The following is a 5,053-nucleotide window of genomic DNA, read 5'->3' as shown; positions in this document are numbered from 1 at the left end:
CCTGACGCGGTTTGTGCGCCCACGTCTTCAGTTACCGACGCGGTGGTATCGCCGGTGATCACTGCTGCATCATCAGCGCCCGTGACATCAACGGTGATCTGTTGCACCGTGCCGTCCGAGGCGGTCAGGGTGAACACTTCTTGTTCGGTTTGATTATCGTTAAGTGCGTTGGCTTTAGCTGGGTCGATGGTGTAAGTCCATGCGCCATCAGTCAGCGTAAAGGTGCCGTAGTCACCGTCGATCGTGGTGTTGGTAAAGCTTGGTGTGTCGCCGTCATCCACGTCTGTAATGGAAAGGGTGCCAGAGACACTGGTTTCCGGCGTGTCTGCACCTAAATCAACCCCGCCAGTGGTGACGCCCGCCACAACTGCTGCATCGTCGGTGCCTTCCACGGTGACCGTGATTTGATGGGTTGACCCATCAGATGCCGTTAAGGTGAAGGTGTCGTTCGCAGACTCCCCGTCTGGCAGGGTTTGTGCGCTGTCAGGATCAACCGTGTAGGTCCAGTTGCCATCAACCAAGCTCAATGAGCCGTATTCCCCTTCGATGGTGGTGTTACTGATGGTTGGGTTTTCACCGTTATCCACATCACTGATGTTGATAGAGCCAGACACCGTGGTGCCTTGGTCCGTGGTGTTGCCCGCCGTATCGCCTGTCACTACCGCCGCATCATCCGTGCCTGTAATAGTGATAACGATGTCTTGGGTGGTGCCATCAGACGCGGTGACGGTAATAGTGTCGGTGGCTGTGTCGCCGTCGGCCAATGATTGGATGGATGCGTTGTCTGCGGTGTATGTCCATGCGCCATCGACCAAGGTGAGTGAGCCGTATTCGCCCGCCAAGGTACCGTTTGGAATGGTTGGCGTGTCGCCTGTATCCGCATCCGTGATCGTGATGGTGCCAGAAGCAGTTTGTGTCCCGACATCTTCAGTGAGGCTGGCGGTGGTATCGCCTGTGATCACCGCGGCATCCTCAGTGCCAGTGACATCAACCGTGATTTGCTGCACTGTGCCGTCTGAGGCGGTCAGGGTGAACGCTTCTTGTTCGGTTTGATTATCGTTAAGTGCGTTGGCTTTAGCTGGATCGATGGTGTAAGTCCATGCGCCATCAGTGAGCGTAAAGGTACCGTAGTCACCTTCAATAGTGGTGTTGGTAAAGCTTGGCGAGTCACCGTCGTCCACGTCAGAAATTGACAGGGTGCCTGATGTGCTGGTTTCAGGTGAGTCTGCACCTAAATCAACCCCGCCTGTGGTCACGCCGGTGACCACAGAAGCATCATCGCTGCCTGTTACCGTGATGGTGATTTGGTGCTCTGAGCCGTCCGATGCAGTGATCGTGATGGTGTCAGTTTCAGAATCGCCGTCACCCAAAGACTGTGTTTTGCTTGGGTCAACCGTGTAGGTCCACTCGCCGTCAGTCAGGGTGAGGTTACCGTATTCGCCTTCCACCGTGCCGTTATCAAGGGTGGGTTGTACCGCAGCATCAGGGTCGCTGATGTTGATAGAACCCGATACCGAGGCATCACCGCCTTCTGCCACGCTGGCACTGAGATCGCCGGTGACCACAGCCGCATCATCTGTGCCTTCAACGGTCACGGTGATTTGATGGGTTGAACCATCTGAGGCCGTTAACGTGAAGACATCGTTCGCAGATTGACCATCAGGTAACGTCTGCGCTTTCTCTGAATCGACGTTGAACGTCCAGTTTCCGTCCACCAACACAAGTGAGCCGTATTCGCCTTCAATCGTGGTGTTGTCGATGGTCGCGGTTTCACCGTCATCTATGTCGCTGACCGAAATTGAACCCGATATTGAGGTATTTTGGTCGGTTACATCGCCAGAGGTATCACCCGTGACGACCGCGACATCGTTCGTGCCCGTAATGGTAATCACAATGTCTTGCGTCGAGCCATCAGACGCGGTGACGGTAATGGTGTCGGTGGCAGTATCACCATCACCCAGCGATTGGATGGACGCGCTGTCTGCGGTGTATGTCCATGCGCCATCGACCAAGGTGAGTGAGCCGTATTCGCCCGCCAAGGTACCGTTTGGAATGGTTGGGGTGTCGCCTGTATCAGCATCCGTGATGGTGATGGTGCCTGACGCAGTTTGTGCACCCACGTCTTCAGTGATCGCCGCAGTGGTATCACCAGTGATCACAGCAGCATCATCAGTGCCTGTTACAGAAATAACCACATTTTGCGTTGTGCCATCTGTCGCGGTAAGGGTGATGGTGTCCTGCACAAAGTCAGTGTCAGACAGGACTTGAGATTTGACAGGATCCAGTGTGTAAGTCCATTCGCCATCTGCCAGTGTTAGCGAACCGTATTGACCGTCAATGGTTGTGTTCTCAAACTCGGGTGTGTCATCCGCATCAGCGTCAGAAATTGAAAGTGTCCCACTCACCGTGATCACATCATCCCCATCGCCTTCGGTCACTGCACCTGAGAATACGCCTGTGACAATCGGCGCATCGTCGGTGCCTTGAATGGCAATCACTATTTCATGCTTACCACCTTCTGAATCTGTAATGACAATGGTTTCCAATGTCTCTTCGTCTATGGCCGAGGCTTTGTCTGGGTCAAAGGTATACGTCCAGTTGCCATTGGTCATGGTTAACGAACCGTACTCACCTTGAATCGTGGTGTTTGGCAAGGTGGGGGTATCACCAGAATCCACGTCTGAAACAGAGACGGATCCACTGGCGGTGATCGGGCTTTCCTGCTGCTGAGTGGCGGTGACGTAGAAGGTGACATCGTTATGGTCTCTGTCGCCGCCCCCAGCAATGTCTTCCCACGCAGAATAAGTGCCTGAATTGTATTCGTTGTCGTAACCGCTATTTTTCGAGGCGTCAGAGACAAAAGTGGTACTTGATGCACCGCCTTGATAGGCCGTTACACTGCTACCACCAAAACTAAGGCTGACACTGCCGACATTGAAGCCTTTGCTATCACCGTCTGGGATCATAAACAAGCCGACCTTCTCGCCACCGGCGGTATTAATGTTGACGCTGGTGCCGTTGGTGCTGTGTGCATTATCAAAGATGATCGCTGCACGCACGACATTGCCGCCCGCATCCATCACGTAGTAACCCACACTGTTGTTATAGGCGGCGTCAGAGCCAACATTGCTCAAGTTGAGGTATAAGTTGTCGCCATTACTGGCATCCCACGTACCGTCACTGCCTCGACCAACCGTGACGTTTTGCGAAGAAGCATTAATATCGGTAATGGTTGCTGTTGATGTGCCTGAAAGTACCGCTGCGTCGTCAGTGCCTGTGATAGTCATGACAATGTCTTGCGTCGAGCCATCAGACGCGGTGACGGTAATGGTGTCGGTGGCAATATCACCATCACCCAGCGATTGGATGGACGCGCTGTCTGCGGTGTATGTCCATGCGCCATCGACCAAGGTGACCGAGCCGTATTCACCCGTCAAGGTGCCATTCGGGATGGTTGGGGTTTCGCCCGTATCAGTATCAGTGATGGTCAGAGTGCCAGAAGCAGTTTGTGCCCCCGCATCTTCAGTGATGCTACCTGTGGAATCGCCAGTTATCACGGCGGCGTCATCGGTACCCGTAATGGTAATGACGATGTCTTGGGTTGTGCCATCAGACGCGGTGACGGTCATGGTGTCGGTGGCTGTGTCGCCGTCGGCCAATGATTGGATGGATGCGTTGTCTGCGGTGTATGTCCATGCGCCATCCACGAGCGTGAGCGAGCCATATTCACCCGCCAAGGTGCCATTCGGAATGGTTGGCGTGTCACCGGTATCCGCATCCGTGATCGTGATGGTGCCTGACGCGGTTTGTGTGCCCACGTCTTCAGTGATTGCCGCGATGGTATCGCCGGTGATCACTGCTGCATCATCAGCGCCCGTGACATCAACGGTGATCTGCTGCACTGTGCCGTCTGAGGCGGTCAGGGTGAACACGTCTTGCTCTGTCTGATCATCGTTAAGTGCGCCGGCTTTAGCTGGGTCGATGGTGTAGGTCCATGCGCCGTCAGTAAGCGTAAAGGTACCGTAGTCACCGTCGATCGTGGTGTTGGTGAAGCTTGGCGAGTCGCCGTCATCCACGTCTGCAATGGAAAGGGTACCTGATGTGCTGGTTTCCGGCGTGTCTGCACCTAAATCAACCCCACCAGTGGTGACGCCTGTGACCACAGAAGCATCATCGCTGCCTGTCACCGTGATCGTGATTTGGTGCTCAGAGCCATCCGACGCGGTGATCGTGATGGTGTCAATTTCTGAATCACCGTCACCCAAAGACTGTGCTTTGCTAGGGTCAACCGTGTACGTCCACTCACCGTCGGTCAGAGTGAGGCTACCGTATTCACCTTCCACCGTGCCGTTCTCAAGGGTGGGCTGGACAGCAGCATCAGGGTCGTTGATGTTGATAGAACCCGATACCGAAGCCTCGCCACCTTCAGCCACGCTGGCGCTGAGATCCCCGGTGACCACAGCGGCATCGTTAGTTCCGGTTAACGAAATGACCACATCGACCGTTGAGCCATCACTCGCGGTGAGGGTAATGGTGTCAGTGGTTTCTTGACCTTGAGCAAGAGATTGCACCGCGTCGGTGTCAACCGTATATGTCCATGCGCCGTCAACGAGGGTTAACGACCCGTACTCACCTGCCAACGTACCATTCGGAATGGTTGGGGTTTCGCCTGTATCTGCGTCCGTGATCGTGATGGTGCCCGACGCGGTTTGCGCGCCAGTATCTTCGGTGATGTTGCCGGATGTCTCACCGGAAATAACCGCGGCATCATCCGTGCCTGTAATGGTGATAACGATGTCTTGTGTGGTGCCATCGGAGGCCGTGACCGTGATGGTATCCGTTGCGGTATCACCGTCAGCCAATGATTGAATAGACGCGCTGTCCGCGGTGTAAGTCCAAGCGCCATCAACCAAGGTCAATGCGCCATATTCACCCACCAAGGTGCCATTCGGAATGGTTGGCGTATCATCCGTATCAGCATCGGTGATCGTGATGGTGCCTGACGCGGTTTGTGCGCCCACGTCTTCAGTTACCGACGCGGTGGTATCGCCGG

At 54.8% G+C, this 5,053-nt stretch carries 1 protein-coding gene; it reads right to left on the bottom strand.

Features of this window, described 5'->3' with window-relative positions; translation table 11 throughout:
• Positions 1 to 5,053, bottom strand: a 5,053-nt coding sequence (locus tag ACED36_RS21985) for a beta strand repeat-containing protein (protein ID WP_371733818.1), incomplete at both ends; no start/stop codon positions are given.

The sequence above is a fragment of the Enterovibrio sp. FF113 genome, assembly GCF_041439165.1.
In the GTDB taxonomy this organism is placed as follows: domain Bacteria; phylum Pseudomonadota; class Gammaproteobacteria; order Enterobacterales; family Vibrionaceae; genus Enterovibrio; species Enterovibrio norvegicus_A.
Note: the sequence above shows the minus strand (reverse complement) of the source record. Positions and strands in the feature narration are given on the sequence as shown.